The organism is Acinetobacter haemolyticus (assembly GCF_003323815.1).
Lineage (GTDB): Bacteria > Pseudomonadota > Gammaproteobacteria > Pseudomonadales > Moraxellaceae > Acinetobacter > Acinetobacter haemolyticus.
In genome coordinates this window covers 850371-874025 of the sequence record NZ_CP030880.1, presented here as the reverse complement: position 1 = coordinate 874025, position 23655 = coordinate 850371, and the positions used below count along the sequence as shown (strand labels likewise).

The 23655-nt window shown below is 37.2% G+C and carries 23 protein-coding genes; 10 read left to right on the top strand and 13 right to left on the bottom strand.

Annotated elements, in window-relative coordinates; translation table 11 throughout:
- The first annotated feature begins 23 nt into the window (after nt 1-23).
- Nucleotides 24-1622 carry an alpha/beta hydrolase family protein gene (locus DS737_RS04040; protein WP_113996823.1) on the top strand — a complete coding sequence of 533 codons (1599 nt, stop codon included), beginning with the start codon at nt 24-26 and terminating at the stop codon, nt 1620-1622.
- Between the two features lie 30 nt (nt 1623-1652).
- Here DS737_RS04040 and DS737_RS04035 read toward each other — a convergent pair whose 3' ends face one another.
- From DS737_RS04035 to rlmE, 6 genes are all read right to left on the bottom strand, one after another.
- On the bottom strand, nt 1653-1967 hold the full coding sequence (locus DS737_RS04035) for a DUF5713 family protein (RefSeq protein ID WP_005084371.1): 315 nt from the start codon (nt 1965-1967) through the stop codon (nt 1653-1655).
- 109 nt (nt 1968-2076) lie between these two features.
- On the bottom strand, nt 2077-3582 hold the full coding sequence (locus DS737_RS04030) for a vWA domain-containing protein (RefSeq protein WP_407641407.1): 1506 nt from the start codon (nt 3580-3582) through the stop codon (nt 2077-2079).
- Nucleotides 3583-3805: 223 nt separating this feature from the next.
- Entirely contained in the window at nt 3806-4564 is a 759-nt protein-coding gene (locus DS737_RS04025) for an SIMPL domain-containing protein (RefSeq protein ID WP_004640279.1), read from the bottom strand.
- Nucleotides 4565-4675: 111 nt separating this feature from the next.
- On the bottom strand, nt 4676-5539 hold the full coding sequence (gene folP, locus DS737_RS04020; RefSeq protein ID WP_113996821.1) for a dihydropteroate synthase: 864 nt from the start codon (nt 5537-5539) through the stop codon (nt 4676-4678).
- Between the two features lie 133 nt (nt 5540-5672).
- The gene (ftsH, locus tag DS737_RS04015; protein ID WP_004640283.1) at nt 5673-7568 is read right to left on the bottom strand and encodes an ATP-dependent zinc metalloprotease FtsH; all 1896 of its coding nucleotides are present in this window, start codon (nt 7566-7568) and stop codon (nt 5673-5675) included.
- Between the two features lie 137 nt (nt 7569-7705).
- Nucleotides 7706-8356: a 23S rRNA (uridine(2552)-2'-O)-methyltransferase RlmE gene (rlmE, locus tag DS737_RS04010; RefSeq protein WP_004640284.1), complete on the bottom strand. Its 651-nt coding sequence runs from the start codon at nt 8354-8356 to the stop codon at nt 7706-7708.
- A gap of 264 nt (nt 8357-8620) precedes the next feature.
- Here rlmE and yhbY point away from each other — a divergent pair, with 264 nt between their 5' ends.
- Both yhbY and DS737_RS04000 read left to right on the top strand, forming a co-directional pair.
- Complete coding sequence (gene yhbY / locus DS737_RS04005) at nt 8621-8947, top strand: ribosome assembly RNA-binding protein YhbY (RefSeq protein WP_004640287.1); 327 nt, start codon at nt 8621-8623, stop codon at nt 8945-8947.
- A gap of 5 nt (nt 8948-8952) precedes the next feature.
- Nucleotides 8953-9489, top strand: a complete 537-nt coding sequence (locus tag DS737_RS04000; protein WP_113996820.1) for a DOMON-like domain-containing protein — start codon at nt 8953-8955, stop codon at nt 9487-9489.
- Nucleotides 9490-9536: 47 nt separating this feature from the next.
- Here DS737_RS04000 and DS737_RS03995 read toward each other — a convergent pair whose 3' ends face one another.
- The gene (locus DS737_RS03995) at nt 9537-10079 is read right to left on the bottom strand and encodes a hypothetical protein (RefSeq protein ID WP_004640291.1); all 543 of its coding nucleotides are present in this window, start codon (nt 10077-10079) and stop codon (nt 9537-9539) included.
- Nucleotides 10080-10439: 360 nt separating this feature from the next.
- On the opposite strand from DS737_RS03995, the gene carA reads away from it, so the two are divergent.
- The 6 genes from carA (at nt 10440) to DS737_RS03965 (ending at nt 17064) form a co-directional block, all read left to right on the top strand.
- Nucleotides 10440-11579: a glutamine-hydrolyzing carbamoyl-phosphate synthase small subunit gene (gene carA, locus DS737_RS03990; protein WP_113996819.1), complete on the top strand. Its 1140-nt coding sequence runs from the start codon at nt 10440-10442 to the stop codon at nt 11577-11579.
- Nucleotides 11580-11593: 14 nt separating this feature from the next.
- The gene (gene carB, locus DS737_RS03985) at nt 11594-14827 is read left to right on the top strand and encodes a carbamoyl-phosphate synthase large subunit (protein ID WP_005084359.1); all 3234 of its coding nucleotides are present in this window, start codon (nt 11594-11596) and stop codon (nt 14825-14827) included.
- 92 nt (nt 14828-14919) lie between these two features.
- Nucleotides 14920-15396: a transcription elongation factor GreA gene (gene greA, locus DS737_RS03980; protein ID WP_004640296.1), complete on the top strand. Its 477-nt coding sequence runs from the start codon at nt 14920-14922 to the stop codon at nt 15394-15396.
- A gap of 100 nt (nt 15397-15496) precedes the next feature.
- Nucleotides 15497-15712: a hypothetical protein gene (locus DS737_RS03975; protein ID WP_004640299.1), complete on the top strand. Its 216-nt coding sequence runs from the start codon at nt 15497-15499 to the stop codon at nt 15710-15712.
- A gap of 62 nt (nt 15713-15774) precedes the next feature.
- A complete protein-coding gene (locus tag DS737_RS03970; RefSeq protein ID WP_113996818.1) occupies nt 15775-16401 on the top strand; it encodes a CatB-related O-acetyltransferase in 627 nt (208 codons plus the stop codon).
- 225 nt (nt 16402-16626) lie between these two features.
- Complete coding sequence (locus tag DS737_RS03965; protein WP_004640302.1) at nt 16627-17064, top strand: universal stress protein; 438 nt, start codon at nt 16627-16629, stop codon at nt 17062-17064.
- 179 nt (nt 17065-17243) lie between these two features.
- Here DS737_RS03965 and DS737_RS03960 read toward each other — a convergent pair whose 3' ends face one another.
- The gene (locus tag DS737_RS03960; protein ID WP_017394873.1) at nt 17244-17558 is read right to left on the bottom strand and encodes an MGMT family protein; all 315 of its coding nucleotides are present in this window, start codon (nt 17556-17558) and stop codon (nt 17244-17246) included.
- 82 nt (nt 17559-17640) lie between these two features.
- Here DS737_RS03960 and DS737_RS03955 point away from each other — a divergent pair, with 82 nt between their 5' ends.
- Nucleotides 17641-18378, top strand: coding sequence for a metalloprotease (locus tag DS737_RS03955; RefSeq protein WP_017394872.1), 738 nt, complete (start codon nt 17641-17643; stop codon nt 18376-18378).
- A gap of 15 nt (nt 18379-18393) precedes the next feature.
- Here the strand turns inward: DS737_RS03955 and DS737_RS03950 are convergent, their stop codons facing one another.
- From DS737_RS03950 to DS737_RS03930, 5 genes are all read right to left on the bottom strand, one after another.
- Complete coding sequence (locus DS737_RS03950) at nt 18394-19098, bottom strand: zinc-dependent metalloprotease (protein ID WP_228206841.1); 705 nt, start codon at nt 19096-19098, stop codon at nt 18394-18396.
- A gap of 89 nt (nt 19099-19187) precedes the next feature.
- Nucleotides 19188-20753, bottom strand: a complete 1566-nt coding sequence (locus tag DS737_RS03945; RefSeq protein WP_113996817.1) for a hypothetical protein — start codon at nt 20751-20753, stop codon at nt 19188-19190.
- Between the two features lie 4 nt (nt 20754-20757).
- The gene (locus tag DS737_RS03940; RefSeq protein ID WP_113996816.1) at nt 20758-21468 is read right to left on the bottom strand and encodes a glycosyltransferase family protein; all 711 of its coding nucleotides are present in this window, start codon (nt 21466-21468) and stop codon (nt 20758-20760) included.
- Complete coding sequence (locus tag DS737_RS03935; protein ID WP_113996815.1) at nt 21465-21845, bottom strand: HAD hydrolase family protein; 381 nt, start codon at nt 21843-21845, stop codon at nt 21465-21467. Before DS737_RS03935 ends, DS737_RS03940 begins: the two co-directional genes overlap by 4 nt.
- Nucleotides 21826-23619, bottom strand: a complete 1794-nt coding sequence (locus tag DS737_RS03930) for a WavE lipopolysaccharide synthesis family protein (RefSeq protein ID WP_113996814.1) — start codon at nt 23617-23619, stop codon at nt 21826-21828. The genes DS737_RS03935 and DS737_RS03930 overlap by 20 nt, the downstream gene beginning before the upstream one ends.
- Nucleotides 23620-23655: the final 36 nt, after the last annotated feature.

Here is a 23655-nt window from a genome sequence, read left to right as displayed (position 1 = left end):
ATTTATTCAAGGATGAAAAATCGATGCGTACTTACGTTTTGTGGTTTATTTTAAGTTTTGCTTTGGTTTTACAAGGCTGTGCTTATCATACCCATCAATCTGCCTTGCATCCACAGAAAACAGCCGTTTTAAAACAACGCTTTTATCAAGCTAAAACAATCACTGCCGACGGCACGGTGCTGGCATTTACGGTATACCAGCCTAAGTTAGAGGCCAATCAAACAGCACCGTTGCTATTGCATACGCATGGTTTCGGTTTATCACGCATGAAACGTCCTGAGCTGAGCTTATACGGTTTTTTATTACCGACTGGACAAGTCGCCAAATCGGCATGGAAACAAGGCTATTGGGTCATTAGTTACGACCAACGTGGTCATGGTAATAGCCAAGGAAAAATCCGTCTAACTGATCCTGAAAAAGAAGCTCAAGACATCATTACCATCATGGACTGGGCAGAAAAGAATTTACCTCAGTTAGCAATCAATCAAAACGGCGTGCGTACGGGCATGATCGGTGAATCCTATGCTGGTGGCGTACAATATCTAGCCTCAGCCTTGGATCCGCGCTTGCAAGCGATTGTTCCTATTACGACGTGGTATGACATTGTAAACAGTCTGGCCCCAAATGGCGTCCCTAAAAGTAACTGGATCAGTTTTCTAAACCTAATTGGGGATTGGTGGAATTGGAATAAATTTGATCCAGAACTCAAACAGGCCTATAGATCTACTCAACAAGGACAACTAGATCCTTCTTCTTACCACTTCTTACAACGACATCAGGCAAAATGGTTTTGCGAACACAATCAAAAACCACAGGCCAATGCATTGATTATTCAAGGTTTTAGGGATGTATTATTTCCATTTAATGAAGGTGTAAAAGCAGCAAAATGTATTAAAAATGCGCAAAAAGATGTGCATCTAATCGGTGTTGAAGGCGGACATTTACAACCTTTTGCACAAAGTTCACCATCAGGTCAAACACCGTTTTGGTATATTGGCAAAACAGTACAATGTGGCAATAAGCAGAAATATAATTTACAAGACACGATCCTTGCTTGGTTGAATCATCAACTTAAAGATCAAAGTGAAAAACCAAATCTCGATGAACTGTGTGTGGATAACAGTCCAGTCCGCTCTTTGCAAGATCTAATGGCAAATACAACGTACACAATCACACCAACAAAAATTACGGCGACAAAAACCCAAGCCGTATTTGTACCTATTCAAGTTGCTGAACATGTACAACATATTACAGGTAGCCCATTATTAAAATTGAAAGTTGAAACTGAGCAAACGACATCACCTACTCTATTCATATCTCTAGCCATCAAGTCTAAACAAACAGGTAAATATCAAATCGTAAATGAACAAACCACACCATTTAACCTTGATAAAAAGCATCAATACGACCAGATCATATTAGGCTCAGCTCAACACGGAGTAACCCAAGATATTGAACTATCAAGTATCAATACAAGATTAGAGGTCGGTGACACTTTAGGATTATTCATAAATACTGAAAGTATCTATTATAAAAGAATTAAACAGCCAAGAATTGAAGCAGGGGTTTCAGGAGAAATCATTTTACCGAAGCTTTGGTCGATAGAAAATTCAGTACAATAATGACTTAGCCAAGTCGTCGAGAGTGGTTTATCACCACTCTCGATTGGCAATTAATTCTTCCATTTCAATTTCTAAATGCCCAACATCTTGCACCACCATCATCATAGCTTCAGCAATATAATCCGCTGCCGTATCATCCAAACTCGAGTCTAGATCTTCAAATTGCGGCTTCATTTCATTAATTTCAATCATGGTTTGATGAGCAAAACGATAGATTTCAGACTCAGATAAATCTGTGCGCCCCACTTTTTTTGCAAACTGTTGAATATGTTGTTTGACTTCCGCAACCAAAATATCGGGATAATATTCGTCGTCAAACATCGGGAGAAGTAAATTTTCAAACATAAAAAATCATATGCCAATAAAACGCCTTGCTTATAACATACTCCAGCATAAATCACGATATTTAGGCATAAAAAAAGCGGTCTTTCCGACCGCCTTCTATAAATAAATACTAATCTTTGTTTACACTTAAACTCTTAGCGATTTTAGCAAGTTCAATAAACTCTTCTCTCATCTGATAAGGATCTGGTTTTGACGATTGTTGCGCCAACTGAATAATTTGATCCCACCCCATTGAACCATTATATTGTCCACCTTTTAATTGTTGAGCATACGCTGCGACAGCCACGGCAAAACGAGTATCTCCATGCGCTTGAGCAAGTGTTTTACTCCCCACTTTTATTGGCTGATTCAACAAAATACTCTTCTCTTGATTCGGCAACTTATAACGTAGATTCACAAAGGCATATTCGGATTTTTTCGTACTGTCCATTTTAACTGAGGTTTGATAACGTGAATCATTGAGCCAACCTTGCTGCCCGACAGGAATGATTTCATATAGTGCTGTGACATTATGTCCAGCCCCAATATCTCCCGCATCAACCTGATCGTTGTTAAAATCTTCTTGCTTCAACATACGATTTTCATAACCCACTAAACGATATTCTTTTACGGTCGCAGGGTTAAACTCCACTTGAATTTTAACATCTTGTGCAACAGTGGCAAGCGTAGAAGAAAGTTGCCGTTGTACCACTTTCTTTGCTTCATTTTTATTATCAATATAGCTATAGTTCCCATCTCCGGCATCGGCTAGTTGTTCCATGAGCTGTTCATTATAATTGCCCGTGCCAAAACCCAATGTCGTTAGAGAAATCCCACTTTTACGTTTTTCAGCGACCATCCCTTTCAGGGTACTGAAATCAGTAATACCCACATTAAAATCACCATCTGTCGCCAATAAAATTCGATTAATTCCATTTTTGACAAAAGCTTTTTCAGCCTGTTTATATGCCAATTGAATTGCTTGTTCACCTGCTGTTGCTCCGCCAGCACGTAAACCATTAATCACAGCCAAGATCTTTTCTTTTTGTTCGCCAGACGTCGGTTCAAGTACCAACTTTTCGCCACTTGCATAGGTAATGATCGTGACTTTATCTTGTGCTCTTAATTGTTCAGTCAATATTCGCAAAGTTTGTTTCACTAAGGGTAATTTATCTGCAGCACTCATACTGCCAGAAACATCCACCAAAAAAACCAAATTCGCAGGTGGTAATTGTTGAAGTGCAAGATCTTTTGCTTGAATACCAATTCGAATCAGTTTTGCATTTTCTTTCCAAGGGGAATCAACTGTCTCGGTGGTGACAGAAAATGGATGTACGCCATTTGGCTGCGGATATTGATAATCAAAATAATTAATCATCTCTTCAATTCGTACCGCATCAACAGGTGGTAATCGACCATCATTTAAGAATCGACGCGTATTGGTGTAACTTCCCGTATCCACATCTATACTAAATGTTGAAACTGCCTGATCTGTAACAAGATGAACTGGATTAACCTCATTTTTTTGATACTTTTCAGTATCTTGTTCTAGACGTGGTCTTTCCATCGTAGGCATCACAGCATTATAAGCTGCTTGATGTGCAATATGACTCCGCGCAGCAATAGGTGCTGGCATAATGACACCGCTTGTTTGAATGCTATGCTGTTGAACAGGATAACTACATCCTATCACTACCAAACTGAGTACACTCAAGGTCAATATTTTTGCTGAATGCTGCATTTAGTCATATTCCTAATTTTATTGTGTTTCCAAACATACGGTATAATTCAAATTATTTTATGTAGAAAATAAAAAGACACCATATGCAAATTGATCTTCAATATTTTATTTAGCTTAATCATTCGATCGCGTAATTAATAGTCACCACAACACGAGCAATTTTGTTAATTGTCGTTTTATCATAAGCCCCACCATAATCACTATCACTATCTGAGCCACTCTCTGGCAGAATATAGAAAGCACCCTGACTGGCTGAACGCATAGCGCCTACTTTAACGCTACCAACCTTTGCAAACTCATTCGCACGTAGATAGGCATTTTGGGTTGCATTGGCAATTAGCGACATTTTTATTTCTTCTAAATTGGAGACCAAATAGTCTGGTCGCTGCTGAATGCTAATTCCCTTTTCATCGAGTAAATAGGTATCTTTTGCAGCATTCTCAATCTTTGCAATATCTTGACTATTCAAGACTATTGTTTGCATTGCAATATAGCCTTTAAATTCCCGTTTGCTTCTGCCATCACCAAATTCAACATCTTCATAATAAGATTGAGAGCTTTTATTGCCTAACTGCAAATCTTCCTTTTTAAATCCACGATCAACAAAAAACTTTTGCACAGCTTTCATCTGCTCATCCAATAATTGATAAGCTTCCGCAACCGTATTTGAGGTGTTATTTGTTTGTAAATGAATTTCCCAACGTGCTGAATCTGCCTGAATTGGTTTTTCAGCTAATCCTTTGACTGTAATTGAATTTTTTGTGCTATTAAACTGTTTGAGTGAATATCCCATTACCGCAGCTGAAATAATAAACCCTAAACTCAGAATAAATGCAAAAACCCATAAACTTTTATATGTTATTGTTTTATTTTCCATTTTTATTTCACTCAACCCAGTTATAGCTTTGTTATATTTAATCTAACCCAGCAAGTCAATAGCATGTCCTATGCCATTAACTTGCCTATAGATTTAAGTTCTGTTGAAACTTCAACCACAACCCAAATTTTTTTGCATCATTTTCCATACATTGATCGCATCATGGGTCGCTTTCACATCATGCACCCGAACAATGCTTGCCCCCTGCTGAATACTCAACATATGTCCCATCACGCTTCCTACCGCACGTTCTGGTGCAGGTACACCATTTAATGCCTCACCAATAAAACGTTTACGAGATAGCCCAGATAAGATGGGATAGCCCATCTTATTTAGCTTCCAAAACTCATTCAACAGTTGAAAGTTCTGTTGGGCATTTTTAGCAAAACCAAAACCTGGATCAATAATAATATTTTCTTTTCTTATTCCAACTGCTAAGGCTTGATCAAGTCGTTGTTGTAACTCAAGCATCACATCTTCAGTTACATCATGATATTGATCTAATTGGTTCATATTGGTTGGTTCACCGCGCATATGCATCAATATCACAGGAATATTAAGCTCACTTGCAGTTTCCAATGCATGAGGGCGTGTTAAGGCACGAACATCATTCCAAATGTGGGCACCTGCTTGGACAGCGGCCTTTATGACTTCGGGCTGACTGGTATCAATCGACATGATCACTTTATATTGAGATAGTGCCTCAACAACAGGTATTACACGGCGAATTTCCTCTTCGATGGCAACAGGGGATGCATTTGGACGTGTTGACTCTCCTCCAATATCGATGATACTTGCACCATCTTCAATCATTTGTAACGCACGGGTTATGGCTTGGTCTTTTTGATAATGCAATCCACCATCGCTAAATGAATCAGGTGTAACATTCAAAATACCCATAATCTGTGGCTGGGATAAATCTAAAGTAAAATGTCCACAGCTTAATTGAGATTGTGGTAATGGCATTAACTGCATCAAAACTCTCCACATTTTAATCAGACTATCTTAGCAAGACAGCCACCCACTCAGAGTTGATTTATTTTCAGCTTCATCGAAAAGTTAAACAAAAAAAGAGCGACCGAAGTCGCTCTTATATTGGATCGCTACATTAGCTCATCGCTGGCAATGGTGGTGGTGTAGATGGACCATCTTTCGGTGGTTCAAAATCAGCCACAGGATTTTCAGCGACATAGACTTTTGGTGGTTGTGGTTCACGACCTTCCATGATGTCACGGATTTGGTCACGATCTATAGTTTCCCATTCCATCAACGCTTTTACCATCGCATGTGCAATTTCTTGGTTGTTTTCTAAGATATCACGTGCAACTTTGTATTGCTGATCAAGAATACGACGAACTTCTTCATCCACTTTCTGTTGAGTTGCTTCAGAAATAGTACGACTACCAACGTTACCAAAGAAGCCATTGTGATTCTCATCTTCATAAACCATGACACCAAGCGCATCAGACATACCGTACTTAGTGACCATTGCACGTGCCATTTTTGTCGCACGCTCAAAGTCATTTGATGCACCAGTTGACATTTGATTAATGAAAATTTCTTCAGCAATACGTCCACCAAACAAGATAGATAGTTCATTTAACATCTTGTCTTTATAGTGGCTAGTTTGATCCTGTTCAGGAAGCTGCCAAGTGACGCCCAGTGCCCAACCACGTGGCATAATCGTTACTTTATGCACAGGATCAGTACCCGGTAAGATCTCAGCAACAATCGCATGCCCTGCTTCATGATAAGCTGTCGCTCGACGCTCTTCTTCACGAATCACCATCGATTTACGCTCAGGTCCCATGTAGATCTTGTCTTTTGCATCTTCAAAATCATGCATATCGACCGTGTTTTTATTACGGCGAGCAGCAAATAATGCAGCTTCGTTCACCAAGTTTGCCAATTGTGCACCAGAAAACCCGGGTGTACCTCGTGCAAGAATCTTAACGTCCACACCAGTGACTGAAGGTAACTTTTTCAAGTGCACGTTGAGGATTTGCTCACGACCACGAATATCTGGCAATCCAACCATCACTTGACGGTCAAAACGTCCTGGGCGAAGTAAAGCTTTATCTAATACATCAACACGGTTGGTTGCTGCAATCACGATCACGCCTTCATTGCCTTCAAAACCGTCCATTTCAACAAGCATTTGGTTTAAGGTTTGCTCACGCTCATCATGACCACCACCTGTACCTGAACCACGGTGACGACCAACAGCATCAATCTCATCGATGAAGATGATACACGGCGCATTGCGCTTAGCTTGTTCAAACATATCACGAACACGCGAAGCACCTACACCAACGAACATTTCAACAAAGTCTGAACCTGAGATACTAAAGAAAGGAACTTTAGCTTCACCAGCAATTGCTTTGGCCAATAAGGTTTTACCAGTACCTGGTGGACCAACCATTAACACTCCACGCGGAATCGTTGCACCAAGACGCTTAAACTTAGAAGGGTCTTTTAAGAAGTCTACGATTTCAACCACTTCTTGTTTGGCTTCATCGCAGCCTGCAACATCAGTAAAGGTCACTTTGATTTGGTCTTCAGAGAGCATCTTCGCTTTTGATTTACCAAAACTCATCGGACCATTTTTACCACCGGCTCCCCCACCCATATTGCGCATAAAGAACATGAACAACAGAATAATTAATAAAATAGGGAAACTTGCAATGAGAAGTTGCATCAAAATGCCTTGGCGTTGTGGTGCAATACCTTCAACTACGACATTGTGCTTATTCAAGCTTGGTAGCAACTGAGTGTCTTCTACTTGTGGACGAACAGTCTCGAATGAAGAGTTATCTGTTTTCTCACCACTGATATTTAAACCATCAATTGTAACTTGTTTAATTTGTCCAGCATTCACCGCCGCAACGAAATCAGAATATTTCATCGCCGCAGGCTTATTTCGGTCACTGACGTTGCTAAAAATCAAAATCAGAACACCGAGTATGACGAGCCACAATACGGCATTCTTGAAGTAATCGCTCAAGGCTTTATTCCCATATCAATCTAATTTGATCATACCTAATCTTGGCTGACCTTCACAAAAACAGCAATGGATTTGCGTTACAAAAAACTTAAAAGGTACAAAATGCACAATTTTTAGCAACTTGGCAAGTATACTTTTTATCGCAACGCTTTCTTGCGGCCTTGACCAATCAAAAAAACCTCTTTTGATCGAGCACGGGATGCCGCAGGTTTTGCCGTCTTTAATACATCAAAACTATCGACCACTTGCTTTCTAAACTCATCAAAGCCAGAACCTTGGAACACTTTAACCACAAACTGTCCATTCGGTCCAAGCACTTTTTGAGCAAAGTCCAAAGCCAATTCACACAAATAAATTTGACGTGGTTGATCAACAGCCCTATTACCTGATGTATTGGGGGCCATATCCGAAATTACAACGTCTACTTGACGTCCATTTAAAATATTTAACAATTTTTCGAAAACTTCTTCTTCTCGAAAATCACCTTGTAAAAAAGTGACATCTGGAAGTGCATCCATTTCTAGGATATCAGATGCAATTACAAGACCATTTGATCCGACCAGTTTACCTGCAATTTGAGACCAACTTCCGGGTGCTGCACCTAAGTCAACGACCGTCATTCCCGGCTTAATCATTTTATATTTTTCTTGGATTTCAAGCAGCTTGTACGCTGCACGTGCACGATAACCTTCCTTTTGTGCTTTTTTTACAAAAGGATCATCTAAGTGCTCTCTCATCCATGCACGACTGCTTTTCGACAATTTTTGGTTGGTAATGCGTATTGCCATAACTCACTAAATTTCAAAAAACTTCTGATTGGTCATTGTACGTTAAATTTGGGCTGAATACAGTACAAACACTCATGGATAATACGATCTTTTGTAGATTTTTCTGATTATCATGATCGATGAAATCAACACCAACTGGGGTATTCAAACACATTTAAAACAAAACACCTTTGCATTTTACATGGTAACAAAGCATCAATTAAAATTCCGCAAGCACACCTAAGTTTTGTTATACTAGGTCGTTTTTCGAATCAGGTATTTTTAATGGCGGCTTTATCTATCCATGAACGTAAACGTTTACGTCAAATTGGTCATGCACTTAACCCTGTGGTTATGATTGGCGGTCAAGGTCTTACTGAAAGCGTCATTGAGGAAGCTCAACGTGCACTGAATGACCATGAGTTGATTAAAGTTAAAATTGCTGGCGAAGATCGTGATGCGCGCGCGGCCGTCATTGATGCAATTGTTGAAGCAACAGGTGCTGAAGCTGTTCAGAAAATCGGTAAAATCGTTTTGCTTTATAAAAAAGCAGCGAAACAAAATCAACACCTTTCAAACTTAGTTCGTTTTGCTCATTTAAGTAATAAGTAATCAATATGGCAAGTTATGAACTGTCAGCATTTGATCGCTTTAGTGCCATTACGGTGGTTGGAGCGATTGAGCAACAAACGCCAGCAACATTGAATGTTGGTTTTTGGGTTCGTGACCCAAATCAATTTTTAATTTACCCAGATCAAGTTACTGCGCACCCTCGCCATGACTTTTTGTGGGAAAAAACATGTTTTGAAATTTTTGTGGGTGTGAAAGATGAAGATTTCTATAGAGAAATTAATCTTTCCCCTTCTCAAGCTTGGCAAGTTTATCAATTTGAAGAATATCGCTTTCCAGAAGATATGCCACCTATCGCTGCCTATGATATTGAGCTAAATCATTTACAGCGCACACATTATGGTTTGAATGTCAGTCTAGATCTGTCTCAGTTTATGCGACAGCATAAACTCAAATGGTCTGATCTCTATATCGGTCTTACAGCGGTGCTCAATACCACTCAAGGTATGCATTATTTTGCAATGCAACATAGTAGCCCTAAAGCTGACTTTCATAACAAACGTGATTGGTTGCATCAATTTTAAATAAAAAAAGCGAGAAAAATTCTCGCTTTTTTTATCACTCTGCTCTATTAGCTAGCACGGACTTTATTCCAAGCTTCAACTGCTTGTTCTTTAGTGCGCTTCAAACTGCCCACTAGTGTTTCTTTATGTTTCACAGAAATCTGGCTAATGTCATCTTTCAATTCTTTACTTACTTTCGTTAAATCTTCAATTAAAGCATTTAACTCAGTTTTAAGCGCATTTTTCAACTCAAGTAAGTTACCTTGAGATGAGTTAAGTTGGGTTTTGATCACTTCAATGCGTTCTAGAAGATCTTGTTTAATTTGCGCAAGTTGGTTTTGAATATTTTGATTCAACTCTTTTGCTTCTGTCTCAATCTTTTCTTGAGTTTCTGCAATCACTTCTTTCACTTGCTCTTGAGTCTCTGCAATCACTTCTTTCGCTTGTTCCTGAGTTTCTGCAATCACTTCTTTCGCTTTGGTCGCTTTCACAGCAACAGCTTCTTTGACTTCTGCAGTTTTTTCAGTCACAGTTTCTTTTGCTTTAGCAGTTTTAGCAGCAACGGTTTCTTTAACTTCTTCAACAGTTGTCGCAGTTTGATTTTCAGCCATTTTGATTCCCCTCTATATTGATTGTTGATTTTTTGGCTAGATATAAGATAAATCGCTTTAAGTAAGAATCACCAAAAAATTGTTAGACAATTTGCATAATATCTCACCAGACCGTCATCAAAATGACAGATTTAGCAATAGACCTTTATCCGCTTACAACGTTATCGGAGAGCGAACATTTCTCTATTTAATAATTAAAACACATAGACTTCTGACTTACTCATGCGTATAATGCGCTGTTAAGTTACAAGCGAGCAGACTGGAAGGAGGGGCATGTTTTTGAAAGACAGCCTGCCTTTTTTTATGTCTACTCGCTTTTTTACAGCCCTATTTTTGTGGTCTTAGTTCAGGAGCTTTGGTTTGAGCACCCCCGCCATTTTAGCCCTCGCAGATGGAACGATCTTTAAAGGAACGTCTATCGGTGCATCGGGTAGTACGACTGGTGAAGTCGTTTTTAACACTGCCATGACTGGTTATCAAGAAATTTTGACTGACCCAAGTTACGCACAGCAGCTTGTGACGTTGACTTATCCTCATATTGGAAATACTGGCTGTAATAGTGAAGACGTTGAATCAGGTCGCATCCATAAAGTATGGGCGAATGGTCTGATTATCCGCGATCTTCCTTTATTGCATAGCAACTTCCGTTCTGAACAATCATTAAGTGAATATCTAGAGCAACACAATGTTGTTGCAATTGCAGATATTGACACACGTAAACTCACTCGAATTTTGCGTGACAAAGGCGCGCAAAATGGTTGTATCCTTGCTGGCGAAAATATTACAGAAGAAGAAGCTATTGCAAAAGCACGTGCATTCGGCGGTTTAAACGGTTTAGATCTTGCAAAAGAATGTTGTGATCCAGCAGGTTTTGAATGGACTGAAGGTTCTTGGACTCTAGGTCAAGGTTTCACCCAACCAGAACTTAAATATCATGTTGTTGCATACGATTATGGTGTCAAAACCAACATCTTACGTATGCTCGCAGACCGTGGTTGTAAACTCACTGTCGTTCCAGCACAAACACCAATTGAAAAAGTTTTGGCTTTAAATCCAGACGGCGTGTTCTTGTCAAATGGTCCTGGTGACCCAGCGGCTTGTGACTACGCAATTGAGGCTGTAAAAACACTTGTTGACACCACCAACTTACCAGTATTTGGTATTTGTTTAGGTCACCAAATTTTAGCGCTTGCTTCTGGCGCAAAGACGATGAAAATGAATCATGGTCATCATGGTGCCAACCATCCTGTACAAAATCTTGAGAATGGTACAGTGATGATTACTTCTCAAAACCATGGCTTTGCAGTTGATGAAAGCACCTTACCTTCAAACTTAAAAGTAACGCATCGTTCATTGTTTGATGGTACAAACCAAGGTATTCATCGTACTGACAAACCAGCATTCAGCTTCCAAGGTCACCCAGAAGCGAATCCTGGTCCACATGATTGCGCGCCATTGTTCGATCATTTTATCGAACTCATCGAAGCAGCTAAGAAGTAATTAAGGAGCGAATAATGCCTAAACGTACGGATATTAAAAGCATCTTAATTATTGGTGCTGGTCCTATTGTCATCGGTCAAGCCTGCGAGTTTGACTATTCAGGTGCACAAGCTTGTAAAGCATTACGCGAAGAAGGCTATCGCGTTATTTTGGTGAACTCTAACCCAGCAACCATTATGACTGATCCTTCAATGGCGGATGCAACCTATATTGAGCCAATTACTTGGCAAACTGTTGCACAAATCATTGAAAAAGAACGTCCAGATGCAGTTCTTCCAACGATGGGCGGACAAACTGCATTGAACTGTGCCCTTGCCTTAGATGAGCATGGCGTTCTTGAAAAATATAATGTTGAATTAATCGGTGCATCAAAAGAAGCAATTGAAAAAGCTGAAGACCGTAAACTGTTTGACATTGCAATGCGTAAAATCGGCTTAGAATGTCCACGTGCGGATGTTGCTGAAAGCATGGAACATGCATTAGAAATTCAGTCACGTTTTGGTTTCCCTGTCATCATTCGCCCATCGTTTACAATGGGTGGTTCTGGCGGCGGTATTGCGTATAACAAAGAAGAATTTATCGAAATCTGTGAGCGCGGTTTTGACCTTTCGCCGACCAAACAATTATTGATTGATGAATCATTAATTGGCTGGAAAGAATACGAAATGGAAGTTGTTCGTGACAAAAACGACAACTGTATTATCGTATGTGCAATTGAAAACTTTGATCCAATGGGCGTACATACAGGTGACTCAATCACTGTTGCTCCTGCTCAAACATTGACTGACAAAGAATATCAAATCATGCGTAATGCATCGGTTGCTGTTCTTCGTGAGATCGGTGTAGAAACAGGTGGTTCGAACGTTCAATTCGGTATTAACCCGAAAGACGGTCGTATGGTTGTGATCGAGATGAACCCTCGTGTTTCTCGTTCATCTGCACTTGCTTCTAAAGCAACAGGTTTCCCAATTGCAAAAATCGCTGCAAAACTTGCAGTGGGTTATACCCTTGATGAATTGAAAAATGACATCACGGGCGGTGTAACTCCAGCAAGCTTTGAGCCTGCAATTGACTATGTTGTTACTAAGATTCCACGTTTCAACTTCGAGAAATTCCCTCAAGCTGAGCCAGTATTAACCACTCAGATGAAATCTGTGGGTGAAGTCATGGCAATTGGCCGTAACTTCCAAGAATCAGTACAAAAAGCACTCCGTGGCCTAGAAGTAGGCGTAAGTGGTTTTGATGAGAAAGTCGAAGCAGGTACTGCCAACGCGAAAGACATCATCCTAAAAGAACTTAAAGTGCCTGGTCCAGAGCGTATCTGGTATGTTGCTGATGCATTCCGTCATGGGTTCTCACTTGATGAAGTTTTTGAAGCAACCAAGATCGATCGTTGGTTCTTGATCCAAATCGAAGACATCATCAAGACTGAAGCTCAAGTGAAAACTTTAGGCTTTGGTGATTTGAATGCTGACAATATCCGTTCATTCAAACGTAAAGGTTTATCTGACCTACGTATTGCCAACTTGATGGGTATTTCACAGAAACAATTCCGTAAACAACGTTGGAACTTGGGTGTTTATCCAGTTTACAAACGTGTTGATACCTGTGCTGCCGAATTCGAATCTGGCACAGCATACATGTATTCAACTTACGACGAAGAATGCGAAGCAAATCCATCAAATCGTGACAAAATCATGGTGATTGGTGGTGGTCCAAACCGTATCGGTCAAGGAATCGAGTTTGACTACTGTTGCGTTCACGCTGCCCTCGCAATGCGTGAAGACGGTTACGAAACCATCATGGTAAACTGTAACCCTGAAACAGTTTCTACAGATTATGATACATCTGACCGTTTATACTTCGAACCAGTAACACTTGAAGATGTACTGGAAATCGTTCGTACCGAAAAACCGAAAGGCGTAATCGTACAGTACGGTGGTCAAACTCCTTTGAAATTGGCACGTGCTTTAGAAGAAGCAGGTACGCCAATCATCGGTACATCTCCTGATGCGATTGACCGTGCAGAAGACCGTGAACGTTTCCAACAAATGATTCAACGTCTACAGCTTCGTCAACCAAACAACAGCATTGTAAAATCTGCTGAAGAAGGTATCTCAGAAGCTGCTAAAGTTGGTTATCCACTTGTTGTTCGTCCATCTTATGTATTAGGTGGTCGCGCGATGGAAATCGTATATAACGAAGAAGAATTAAAACGTTATCTTCGTGAAGCAGTACAAGCGTCTAATGAAGCGCCTGTTCTTCTTGACCGTTTCCTCGACGATGCAACTGAAGTTGATGTAGACTGCGTATCTGACGGTAAAGATGTTGTGATTGGCGGTATCATGCAACACATTGAACAAGCTGGTATTCACTCAGGTGACTCAGCATGTTCAATTCCTCCTTACTCTCTTTCACAAGAAGTTCAGGATGAAATGCGTCGTCAAACTGTTGCGATGGCGAAAGAACTTGGCGTTGTTGGTTTGATGAACGTTCAGTTTGCAGTGAAAGGTAACGACATTTATGTACTTGAAGTGAATCCACGTGCATCACGTACGGTTCCTTTCGTATCTAAGTGTATCGGTGAATCTTTAGCGAAAGTAGCTGCTCGTTGTATGGCTGGTCAATCTTTGGAATCTCAAGGATTCACTAAAGAGATCATCCCGACTCACTTTGCGGTAAAAGAAGCGGTATTCCCGTTTGCTAAATTCCAAGGTGTTGACCCAATGCTTGGACCTGAGATGAAATCTACAGGCGAAGTCATGGGTGTAGGTGAAACTTTTGGCGAAGCATTCTACAAAGCTGTGCTTGGTTCAAATGAACGCTTACCAGGTTTGCCAACTGAGGGCGAAGTGAAATATGCATTCTTATCTGTTCGTGAGTCAGATAAGAAATATATTGCGAACATCGCTCAGCAGCTAATTGCTTATGGTTTCAAGCTTGTAGCAACTAATGGTACCTACCAAGTTCTGCAAGAAGCTGGTTTGGAATGCGAAGCTGTGAACAAAGTCACAGAAGGTCGTCCACATATTGTTGACCGCTTGAAAAATGGTGAAATTCATCTTATTGTCAACACAACTGAAGGCAAACAAGCTCAATATGACTCTGCTATGATTCGTCGTGCTGCTCTCCAAGGCAAAGTGTATTACACCACGACCATCAACGGTGCAGAAGCAGTTTGCCAAGCATTTGCTGTGAAATTGCCAATGGATGTATACCGCTTGCAAGATTTACAAACTGTAGGTTAATTCTCTACCGATAAAGTCCCGTCACCTTATCGGTGGCGGGCTTTTTCTTTTTTTAATCCTGTATTTTCCCAACCAATTTAGAGGGGACCAGAATGCAACGTTATCCTATGACTCCCGAAGGCAAGGTTGCCTTAGAGAAAGAATTACAACAGCTAAAAACAGTCGATCGCCCACGTATTACGCAGGCTATTGCTGAGGCACGTGAGCATGGTGACCTCAAAGAAAATGCTGAATATCATGCAGCTCGTGAGCAACAAGGTTTTTGCGAAGGCCGTATTCAAGATATCGAAGGCAAACTCGGTGCTTGCCAAGTAATCGATGTTAAAGATCTTGAGAAAAATGGTCGTGTTGTATTCGGCGTCACGGTAACAATTGAAAATCTTGATACCGAAGAGCGTAAAACCTATAAAATCGTCGGTGATGACGAAGCAGATTTTAAAATCAATAAAATCTCAGTGAACTCACCAATCGCTCGCGGTTTATTAGGGAAAAGCGAAGGCGATGAAGCCAAAATTCAAACACCACAAGGTGAGGTTGAATATGAAATCGTGAGCGTGGAATATCTCTAATCCAGCGATAGATTCATTCACAAAAGAACTCTTCATTGGTTGAAGAGTTCTTTTGTTTCAGGCATCTTGTTTATAAATAGAATAAAAATGAGAGATAGCAATGCAAGATCGGCTGATAAGTGCATTGATCTACACCTTTGCAGGAGTTATTCTTGGTATTGGTGTTGCCATCACATGGGCATTTCATGTTAATCCCGCTACCAGTTCTATACTTATTATTGTAAATACAGCCTTGCTCTGTGCTGTTCTCGGTTTTGTATTTCCCAATCAAATTCAACGTCTGTTTAGTTGGCTATGGAAATTTTTCTCCAATTAGCATTCTCTCCTACTTTAAAAGCTATAATGATCCAAGCTTTCATTTAATATTTTATCTCAGTCATGGATCCATTAATCAACTCTCCTGTTAAACACTGGTGTGAGTTCGAGTTTATTTCTAAAACAGTGAAAAACCCCAATATCCATATCAAAGGCAACTACTCCTATTATTCTGCTTTTTGGGATCAGGGTTTTGAACGATGTGTGGTGCGTTATCTTCATGATAAAGCTTCAACAGCAGAGAAACCGATTGATCAACTTTATATTGGTAATTTTGTCTGCTTTGGTGCTGAGTGCGTGATCATGATGGGTGGTAATCAACTGCACCGTTCTGATTGGATATCGACTTTTCCCTTTGATACGCGTAGCTTTCTTCCAGCAGGAGATACAATCATTGGCGATGGTTGTTGGATCGGCAGTCGTGCCATGATTATGCAAGGTGTCACACTCGGTGAAGGTGCTATAGTTGCAACAGGTGCCATTGTCACTCAAAACGTCCCTCCCTACACCATTGTCGGTGGTGTTCCAGCCAAAGTAATCAAATCTCGTTTCACAGAAACTGAAATTGAAAAACTCCTTTCACTTAAACTCTATGAGCGAGATGAAAAACAAATTTTAAAAATGCGTGAGCAATTGCAAACCAATAATATTGATTCACTGTTAGATTTTTTTGAAAAAAAATCATTTTAACTTATGTAAGTCACTGATAAACAAAACTCTATTTTTTGAAGAAAATTCATTTATTTTTAGTCGTAAAGATTATTTTGCCTATAACTCGAAATAAACACTATCCCTATAAATTTACTAGGTTTTATTTCATAAAAAATAAGTTTAATATGGAAATAAGATAATATTTTAAACAAAATTTTTATAAGCCAATTCAATAGAACATCGTAAAAACAAGGAGTAACAAATATGAGCTATCAAAAAATCTTAGTCGCTATCGATGACTCAGAAACTGCGGATAAAGTCATTCGTGAAGCAGCTCAACTAGCAAAAGCTTTAGACAGTCAAATCACGGTAGTTGGGGTGGTCACTCTAGATCCTTACTTAGCTGATACTTATATCCGCTTTGGACAAAGCAATGAACTTATTGAGCGTGTGAAAGGCTATGTACAGGACAATCTAGACAAAGCAGAACAAAAGTTTGAAAATTTAGGTTTGAGTGTTGCATCTCAAACACTTGAGGGCCTTTCAGTACACCAAGAAATCATTAAAGCTGCACAAAATCTTGGAAGTGATTTAATTATTATGGGCTCTCATGGTCGTACAGGATTTAAACAATTTGTTCTAGGAAGCGTTGCACAGAAAGTTTTGGCAGAAAGCCAACTCCCCGTGCTTATAGTTCGTTAATTACTTTTTAAGTTTAGCGATTAATAATTAAAAAGCATGGTAGTTACCATGCTTTTTAATCCAATAAAACAACTTAATTCATTTGAAATCCAAAACTTATGCGTAACGTTATGTATAAGCATTGCAAATAAATAGTAAATTCCCTTCAATCTATTCAATATACATTGAGACTATTTTTATCAAATGGTCCAACCAAAAATTTTAAAATCAACCTTTCCATTCTCGAAGTAAACGCCCTCTGCTTCTAATAAACACTGCTGAATATTTTCCCCTTTATCATTGATTCTATTAACACTGATTCGTCCTTGTGCATTTATGACACGATACCAAGGCACTTTACTTTCTTGATCCAAATGTTTTAGCACAAATCCAACTAGCCGTGCATGTTTAGGTAAACCTGCTAATTTTGCAATCTGACCATAACTTGTCACTTTTCCATAAGGAATGAGATCAATAACCTCAAGGATTTGGCGATGTAACTCTTGTTCATTCAACGTGATAAAACCTCAAAAAATTGCTATTATGAGCAAAAAATCACACAAACCAATTCAATATTAAAATATTAGAGATCTGGAAATGGCATATAAGAAAATTACGACACTATTCATGATCAGCGTAGTCTGTGTAGCATGCAGTACTAAAGAAAAAAGTTATGTTGAGTTAGAAAAACATCCGATCAAATTACACAAAGAAGAAGAAAGTACCCTACCAGTCGTTTATGTAAGTTTTGTTTATACAACCAATACACCTAAAGCACGCGAGTACGACAACCGAAATCAAATGCTGAAAGAGATTAATATCCTAAACCAATACTTTGTGGATGAAAATAATCAAAAAATCTTTCGGTTCAAGCCTTACCGTTATTTTTCTTATGAAAACTTTAACAAACGTAACTGTGATTTAGCTTATCAGCTTAATCAACCTCGAAAAATAATTACTGAAAATATTCCTGCTGCTGTAAAACGTTGCTTTCCAGAGCGTAGATCGAAAGAAGTTTTCTTCATTATATACGACTCATATAGTGACAGATTAAAATTTAGGGATGTCACCAGTTGGGGATTCCGTAACACAGGCCAACCATTTATTTTAATTGACTGGCAGAGATTAAATTATAATATTCAAGCAGCAACGCCACATGAAATGGGTCATGCTTTTGGCTTAAAGCATGTCTGTGCACCAGGTGCAAAATTAAAAGATTCAACCAATATCATGACCAGCGCTGATTGTAAGCTCGGCAGTGGTGGACAACGTAATATCGGATTTAATCGTGAACAACTCTCCACAATAATGGATTATTATCATCGAGCGAAGTGAGTCTCAAATGATTTTTCAATAGCCATTTGAGGAAAGTTTAGCTTTTATTAATGGTACGTAATGCATAATTTGTTTTACTTGTGCCTCGTTAAAACCTATATCTCTTTTCCCTGTCGAGCCTCCAACACATGAAGATGACATAATATTTGTTGAAGAGTTAGGTGTAGCACCTAAAGAACATACGTGGCTTAAACCAAAAGCATGGCCCATTTCATGCTCTTCTGGAGCTTGTACATTATGATTTAGCCGCTCCCAATCTAAAAGCAAAAAAGGTCGATTTCCATTTCTTTTCCCATGTCCATCACGGTTTTTAAAACCTTGTTTTAGAGTAAAACTATCAAAAACATAAAAATTAATAGCTTTAGGATCCCTCACCTTAGGGTCATTACATTGATTAAAATGTTTTGCCCAAATCTCTGAATTATAGATTCGCTGGCCTTGATGTAAAGCAACAAATGTACAATGTGATTCTTTTATCTCTTCATAAAATGACGCACTTTTGAAATTAAATTTTATGATCGGAGATCGGTCTTCTTTGACAAAATAAGTATTTAAAATATCAACTTCTTTTTTTAATTGTTCTAATTTTACAGTAGAGTGAGCTAAAGGGTTTGGTGTAATGACTACAAAATGTATATCGAAAGTCTCATATTTTCTGTTAGTAGCTACACATGAAATATTAGCAATACTTAAGAGTAATATACAAAAGAATTTCATCATTAAAACCCCTAATTCGTTACTGATCCATGTATTTCGAATTTCCTAGACTAAGTTTACACGCTAATATTGTTAAAATTTTACCTGAAACATTAAACCATATATTCATAATACAACCTTAAGGCGTTATAAAACATTGCTTTTTGCCTATCTGGCCTATCAGAATGTAAAGGTAGCATTGATAAAAAAAGTAAAACTACTAGAGGCATTACCTCAGAAACTGTCATTCCCTTGAATTTAAAATCACTAACAAACTGCTTTGTTATTAACTCAGTACGTTCGTCTATATCAAATATGATTTGTATAGATCCATTTGCACTTTCCTCCAACTTATAATAACCAGAAATAATAAAATCATATAATCCAACTATAGAGTGTACTAATTTTGCAAAATCATATTTTATATCACCGTACAGTGTAAAATCATTATCAAAATTCAACCCTCTAGGATCAATAACTTTTATTCTATCACCACGGGAATCAAACAAAATATTGCTAAAACAAAGGTCACCATGCATAACACCATAAAATATATCTATATCTATCACACGTTTGATACAATCATCCAATAACAAAGAAAGCTTTGGTAACATCGTATCTTTATAAATTATCACTGAGTCTTCAGATATTTCTTTGCTATTTAGGTAATCACTAAATCTAGATTTTGATTTTTCAACATACAAATTGATCACATTTTTTTTAATGAGCTCTAAGTCAATGTTTTCATCTAAAACGAGTATTGAAACATTCATATAATCATGGATTTTTTTAATTATCATATTCCATTGTAACAATTCATTTTTCCCATGAACAAACAACTCATTTAATGGAATATATGGCAAATACTCTAAACAATAACAACTATTATTCTCCTCCTTTTTAAAATCAATAAGAACTGGCAGATACTTTTTTAATCTTACAGGTGCATTAAGATACCATAGGGCTTCAGCCTCGATTTTTATATTAGGTACACCACTCTTTTTCACAATACCATCAGAAATATCTAAATTATTAAATGCTCTCTCTGTAGTAATATTAGCTCTTGAATAAAAATAGGTATTAGCATGACCAAAATCGAACCAACTATCAACCTCCTGCTCTTTCAAATGATAGGTATCACTGTAAAATTTAACAGCATTAACAAAATCATTCTTTTGAAGAGTTAAAGACTTCAATAAATAACTTATCGATGAAAAAGAGAAAAAACCACACCAAACTAATGCATGTTGGCTTGTACTTCGAACAACCTCCCAATTATAGCTATCAAAAGATTTAGCAACTGCCAAAATATCAGGTTGATTTAACTTAATAAAGTCTGAAAAAAGTGTATCTCCATGCAATAAATATAGTACTTCATTTTTATTTATATATTCATGTGTATTTAAAACATACAAAATAGACTCTGTAAGTTTAAAATCATCTGGAATAAAAATTAAATTAACACCCAAGCTTTTAAAAACTTTAGATTCAGCATTAGATAACTTATAGCTTTCTGGTAAAGTTACGAAAACTTCCTCATCACCAAAAAAACTCTTTAGTTTTGAAATTTGTAATTCAATTAATTTTTTATTTCCAACAGGTAATAAACACGGTGGTATTCGTCCCAATTCAACCTGAAACTCAGAAGAAACATAGGCACCAGAAGCAATTAAAATCATATTCTTAAGCTCTAATTTTATTCAAAGTTATCAAATACTCTTGTGGAGTTCCACAAAATTCAATATCAGAACACTTAACAGTTTTATACAATATATTCATCCCATTTTTAATATAGTTATTATAGATAGGTGCTATATATAGTTCTTGATTTGATTCTTCAATAAAATTTATATTAAAATATTTTTCATAAATCTTGGATGACTTAAAATAGTATAAGCCATTACTACACAAATTTGATATTCTATGCTTTTCTGTAGTTTTCAATACTCTATTATTCTCTCCAGGTAAGACAAAAGACCAGTGCTCTCCTTCACCTTCAAAAACCTCTAGATAGCCATCTATTTGCGATGTATCTTTAATTTTTTCAAATTTATTCAATCTTGAGTCAATATTAAATATATACATTTCTTCATCTGAAGATTTATTCTTTATACCTTGATATACAGTATCAGCTTGACCTAGTGTTCTTTCAGGAAGAATAGTAATTTCATAATTTCTTATTCCCATTTTCTTAACACAATCTTCTACAAAATCAAAAGTACCAAATTGATCAAAAATAATAAAAAGAAAATCATCACTGTTATAGTAATCTTTAAAAGATGAAACAGACCATTCGAATACACTCTGACCACCTAAATCGAGCATATATTTTGGTACTGTATAGCCAGCATTAAAAAAACGAGAGCTAAGACCTGCCATAGGAATTACAATCATGAATTTCCCTCATTATTTGTTATCAGTTCACATATTTCCTCATATGAAAGATTTACAAACTCAGTAGGGCGAATAGCTTTATCATCTATATAAAAACCCTCAAAGCCACACCAAGGCTTTCCTGTAATTATTTCATCATAAGGAACCGAGTATTTATTTAACCATTCAATTATAATAGGTAAAGTGTGTGCATTAATTTTTCCAATATTGTTCTGAAATGTTCTAACGTTTCGGCTAGTATAAAAGCATATTTCAAAACCTTGCTTATGGTACTCTTTGATTTTATCAATCACTGGTAGATTAGGAGTCGCATTTTTATAATCACCATTCTTAGTATTACAAATAGTATCATCTATATCAAAGATTAGTCGTTTCATTTTCCATACTCATTTTCATGACTGAACACTTTTTCTTTGCAATCACCAACTCATCACCTTTCAAACCTTCAATAACATGTTGACTTAACTCTTTATTCATTAAGACAGCACAAAAAAGCTCTCTTAAACTCACATCTTTAACTGTTTTTTCAATTTGATCAGCGATAAATTTTATAACATCTTCCCCATCGATTGAGATAATATAGTCTATAGCCTCCTCACTCATAATTTTTGACAATACTATTACAACAATATCTTCAAACCTTTTTAATTCAATTTTACCTAAAAAATGCAATTTAACTAGGACCAAAACAATAGATATTGTAATATTAGTTATGTTATTATTCCCCAAGCGAGTATTCAAATAAAATAAAGAAATTCTCACCACCTCATTATAATTAATATCTTGGATAAAATTATTATATAACATATCAATTAAGATAAATATTGCACACTCATTACCAGTTCTAGCAATAGGTAATAACATTTTCTCTGAAGCTTGAAAAGTTACATCACTCTTATTTTTCCAAATTTTAAATAAATCACGTTCAATTAAATCTGTATAAGTTAATTTTTCCCACTCTTCATTACTTATAGAAAGACAATTTAAATCAACCTCACAATCAGCTTCAGAATAATGATTCAATTTTTTTATATTTAATGGATGTCGGTTAATTTTCTTTAGCCAGACCATGTTGCTCTCGCATTCAAAATTATTTCCATTATAAAAATCAACAACCTGCCTATATTCCTCATGATTCATTTCAAAGATGTCATCATCTTCATCGTTATGCATTGCACGTTCAACATAATCCATAAACTTATCATAAGATGGCGTTTTTAATAAATTACCAGTAATTGCCATCTTAATAAGATCTCTATCTAAAATGATAGTCCCTAGACTTTGGTATTTAAGACCTTTACTCTTACTGCTACTAAAGAAGTGATGGAAGCCTACCTCATTTCTGTTATTTTGATTTATTTTTTCTGGACTAATAATATAAAAATGTGTGTATAGGGTAAGTAAATAGACTGCATAAACTTTATAATATATTTCTGGAAAAACAGAATCCTCTTGTTTCTTGTCTACATAGTCTCTTAAGACAGGAACCATTTGCGTATATCGCGTAAAACGCAAATAGTCTCTTAAAACAGGAAATTCTTTAAGAAATGGATAAGCGAACCATTGGATATTTGCAACTACAGGTTTTTGAATATGAAGATCATAAAAATCAAAATTTATCAATTTATATAAATCTTTATTTTGACCAAGAAGTACAAAGTCTGTCATTTGAAATAAGCGAACCGTTCTCGGACGAAATACTATTATTTGATAATTCAAAAGTTTTGGAAAATTACCAAAAGTTTTAACTTTATGCTTATAATTAGAAAATATATCTTGTTTATCCATATAGTTAATATAGTTTAAACTTCGATCTGTTCTTAGACGCAATACAAAATCAGTTTTAGGTATAATATCAAGCGCACTTAGCAGCTGTCTTGCTTGTCTCCAATAATTCACTGAGTTGCTGGGTGTTGACTCTATCTCCTTTGTCATCGCTTCGCCCTCTAAAACATAGATTTTTAGAGATTTTAACTGCTCTCTCAAGCCATTATATTTATCTATTTCACCATTCCATGTTGAAAATACGATGTGATCAACTTTTAATTCACTCCGGAGTTTAACTATTCTAGTCAATGTAAGTTTAAACTCTAATTCATCCCGGATATTTCCACAGATTACAGCCCATAAACTATTTTTTTTCTTTTCCATTATTATTCTCCAATTATCTAATAAAATTAAATTTTG

Coding starts and splice junctions, on each gene's coding strand:
- DS737_RS03930 (WP_113996814.1), bottom strand. CDS start 23,619: ATGGAAAAGAAAAAAAATAGTTTATGGGCTGTAATCTGTGGAAATATC.
- DS737_RS04000 (WP_113996820.1), top strand. CDS start 8,953: ATGGCAAGTTATGAACTGTCAGCATTTGATCGCTTTAGTGCCATTACG.
- carB (WP_005084359.1), top strand. CDS start 11,594: ATGCCTAAACGTACGGATATTAAAAGCATCTTAATTATTGGTGCTGGT.
- DS737_RS03970 (WP_113996818.1), top strand. CDS start 15,775: ATGGATCCATTAATCAACTCTCCTGTTAAACACTGGTGTGAGTTCGAG.
- rlmE (WP_004640284.1), bottom strand. CDS start 8,356: ATGGCAATACGCATTACCAACCAAAAATTGTCGAAAAGCAGTCGTGCA.
- DS737_RS03950 (WP_228206841.1), bottom strand. CDS start 19,098: ATGATGAAATTCTTTTGTATATTACTCTTAAGTATTGCTAATATTTCA.
- DS737_RS03940 (WP_113996816.1), bottom strand. CDS start 21,468: ATGATTGTAATTCCTATGGCAGGTCTTAGCTCTCGTTTTTTTAATGCT.
- DS737_RS04040 (WP_113996823.1), top strand. CDS start 24: ATGCGTACTTACGTTTTGTGGTTTATTTTAAGTTTTGCTTTGGTTTTA.
- DS737_RS03935 (WP_113996815.1), bottom strand. CDS start 21,845: ATGAAACGACTAATCTTTGATATAGATGATACTATTTGTAATACTAAG.
- yhbY (WP_004640287.1), top strand. CDS start 8,621: ATGGCGGCTTTATCTATCCATGAACGTAAACGTTTACGTCAAATTGGT.
- DS737_RS03945 (WP_113996817.1), bottom strand. CDS start 20,753: ATGATTTTAATTGCTTCTGGTGCCTATGTTTCTTCTGAGTTTCAGGTT.
- DS737_RS03965 (WP_004640302.1), top strand. CDS start 16,627: ATGAGCTATCAAAAAATCTTAGTCGCTATCGATGACTCAGAAACTGCG.
- DS737_RS03975 (WP_004640299.1), top strand. CDS start 15,497: ATGCAAGATCGGCTGATAAGTGCATTGATCTACACCTTTGCAGGAGTT.
- folP (WP_113996821.1), bottom strand. CDS start 5,539: ATGCAGTTAATGCCATTACCACAATCTCAATTAAGCTGTGGACATTTT.
- DS737_RS04035 (WP_005084371.1), bottom strand. CDS start 1,967: ATGTTTGAAAATTTACTTCTCCCGATGTTTGACGACGAATATTATCCC.
- DS737_RS04025 (WP_004640279.1), bottom strand. CDS start 4,564: ATGGAAAATAAAACAATAACATATAAAAGTTTATGGGTTTTTGCATTT.
- DS737_RS03955 (WP_017394872.1), top strand. CDS start 17,641: ATGGCATATAAGAAAATTACGACACTATTCATGATCAGCGTAGTCTGT.
- DS737_RS03995 (WP_004640291.1), bottom strand. CDS start 10,079: ATGGCTGAAAATCAAACTGCGACAACTGTTGAAGAAGTTAAAGAAACC.
- DS737_RS04030 (WP_407641407.1), bottom strand. CDS start 3,582: ATGCCAGCACCTATTGCTGCGCGGAGTCATATTGCACATCAAGCAGCT.
- greA (WP_004640296.1), top strand. CDS start 14,920: ATGCAACGTTATCCTATGACTCCCGAAGGCAAGGTTGCCTTAGAGAAA.